This is a genomic window from Kytococcus sp. HMSC28H12 (assembly GCF_001816045.1).
GTDB lineage: Bacteria > Actinomycetota > Actinomycetes > Actinomycetales > Dermatophilaceae > Kytococcus > Kytococcus schroeteri.
Genome location: NZ_KV824598.1, coordinates 1 through 1,798 on the forward strand (window position 1 = coordinate 1; position 1,798 = coordinate 1,798).

Below are 1,798 nucleotides of genomic sequence, written 5' to 3' on the forward strand. Positions count from 1 at the left end.
GGACCCCGCCGGCCACCCGGCGGGGTCCGCCGTACCCTGCGACCACCTCCCGCCCCACCACCAGGAGCCCCCATGACCCCGCGTGCCGTCGTCCGCCGTCCCAGCCCCCGCCTCTCCGAGGGGCTGACCACCCACATCGAGCCGCGGCCGGTGGACGCCGGGCTGGCGCTGCGCCAGTGGCAGGCCTACTGCGAAGCGCTGCGCACCGCCGGCTGGGAGGTGGTGGAGGCCCCGCCCGCCGACGAGCACCCTGACGGCGTGTTCGTGGAGGACGTCGCCGTGGCCTACGGCGACACGGTGGTCATCACCCGCCCCGGCGCCCCGGAGCGGGCCGGGGAGGTCGAGGGCATGGCCGAGCTCTTCTCCGGCCTGGGCCGCCGCGTGGTGGACCTGCCCGCCGGGCACCTGGACGGCGGGGACGTGCTCAAGCACGACGACCTCGTGCGCGTGGGCCTGGGCGGACGCACCGACGAGGCCGGCGTCGACGCGCTGCGCGCGGTGCTCGCCCCGCTGGGCGCCCGGGTGGAGGCGGTGCCGGTGGATCGCGCCCTGCACCTGAAGTCCGCGGTGACCGCCCTGCCGGACGGGACCGTCATCGGGTGGGAGCCGGCGGCCCCGGCCCACGAGGCCCTGGGCGAGGTGCTGGCGATGCCGGAGGAGGGCGGCGCGCACGTGGTGCTGATGGGCGGCGACCGGCTGCTGATGGCCGCCTCCGCACCGCGCTCGGCCGACCTGCTGCGCGAGCGCGGGTACGAGGTGGTGACCGTGGACGTCAGCGAGTTCGAGGCGATGGAGGGCTGCGTCACCTGCCTCTCGGTGCGCCTGCGCGACTGACCGGTCCCTCCGCGGACGGACCGCAGTGCCGGCGGATCACTCCTACCGTGCGGGCATGCGCCGACACCCCGCCCTGCTGCTCGCCCTGGCCGCCCCGATGGTGGTGGCGTCCCCCGCCGCCGCCCTCGACGTGCCGGCCCCGCCGGAGTCGGGCAACGTGGCCGACCACGCCGACCTGCTCACCGACGAGGAGGAGCGCGCGCTGAACGCCCGCATCGAGGAGGGGAACCGGTCCACCGACCGGGCCCGCGTGGCCGTGCTCACCGTGGAGTCGCTGGAGGGCGAGGACTTGGAGGACTTCTCGCGCCGCGTGGCCACCGAGTGGGGCGTGGGCGACGCCGGCAAGGACAACGGCGTGCTGGTGCTGCACTCCGAGGGCGACCGCGAGGTGCGCCTGGAGGTGGCCGACGGCGCCCGGCAGCGCATCGACGACGGGGACGCCGAGAAGGTGGTGGACCGCATGACCGACGCCTTCGGTGACGAGGACTTCGCGAAGGGGCACACCGAGGGCGTGGACACGCTCTACGAGCTGGCCCGGGGCGAGGAACCGTTCGCGTGGACGCCGGCCGAGAAGGCCGTGGCGTGGGCAGCCGGCATCGGCGGCGGGGTGCTCGCCCTGGTGCTCGGCACGCTGGGCGTGCGCTCCTACCGCCGCGTCAAGGCCGAGGACGACCGCGAGAAGGAGCTCACCCGCCGGCTGGTGCGCGAGGCCCGCGCGGCCGACCCGGAGCTGCCCGAGCCGGACGACGAGGAGTTCGCGGCGTTCGACCGCTACCGCCGCGAGCACGGCACCGACCCGCTGCCCAACGGTGCCGCGTTCAGCTACGGCGCGTGGCTGCCGTTGTACGCGGCCAGCCCCACGAGCATGGGTGCCCCCGAGCCCACGAGCGGCTCCAGCACGAGCTCGTTCGGCGGGGGCAGCGGGTTCAGCGGCGGCGGGGCCAGCGGCAGCTACTGAGCGCCG

At 76.2% G+C, this 1,798-nt stretch carries 2 protein-coding genes; both read left to right on the forward strand.

The genetic code is table 11. The features are described 5' to 3' along the window. Positions 1–72 precede the first annotated feature (72 nt). Positions 73–834 carry a dimethylargininase gene (ddaH, locus tag HMPREF3099_RS09405; protein WP_070705714.1) on the forward strand — a complete coding sequence of 254 codons (762 nt, stop codon included), beginning with the start codon at positions 73–75 and terminating at the stop codon, positions 832–834. 55 nt (positions 835–889) lie between these two features. Next, positions 890–1,792: a TPM domain-containing protein gene (locus HMPREF3099_RS09410; protein ID WP_070705715.1), complete on the forward strand. Its 903-nt coding sequence runs from the start codon at positions 890–892 to the stop codon at positions 1,790–1,792. Positions 1,793–1,798: the final 6 nt, after the last annotated feature.

Coding starts and splice junctions, on each gene's coding strand:
- ddaH (WP_070705714.1), top strand. CDS start 73: ATGACCCCGCGTGCCGTCGTCCGCCGTCCCAGCCCCCGCCTCTCCGAG.
- HMPREF3099_RS09410 (WP_070705715.1), top strand. CDS start 890: ATGCGCCGACACCCCGCCCTGCTGCTCGCCCTGGCCGCCCCGATGGTG.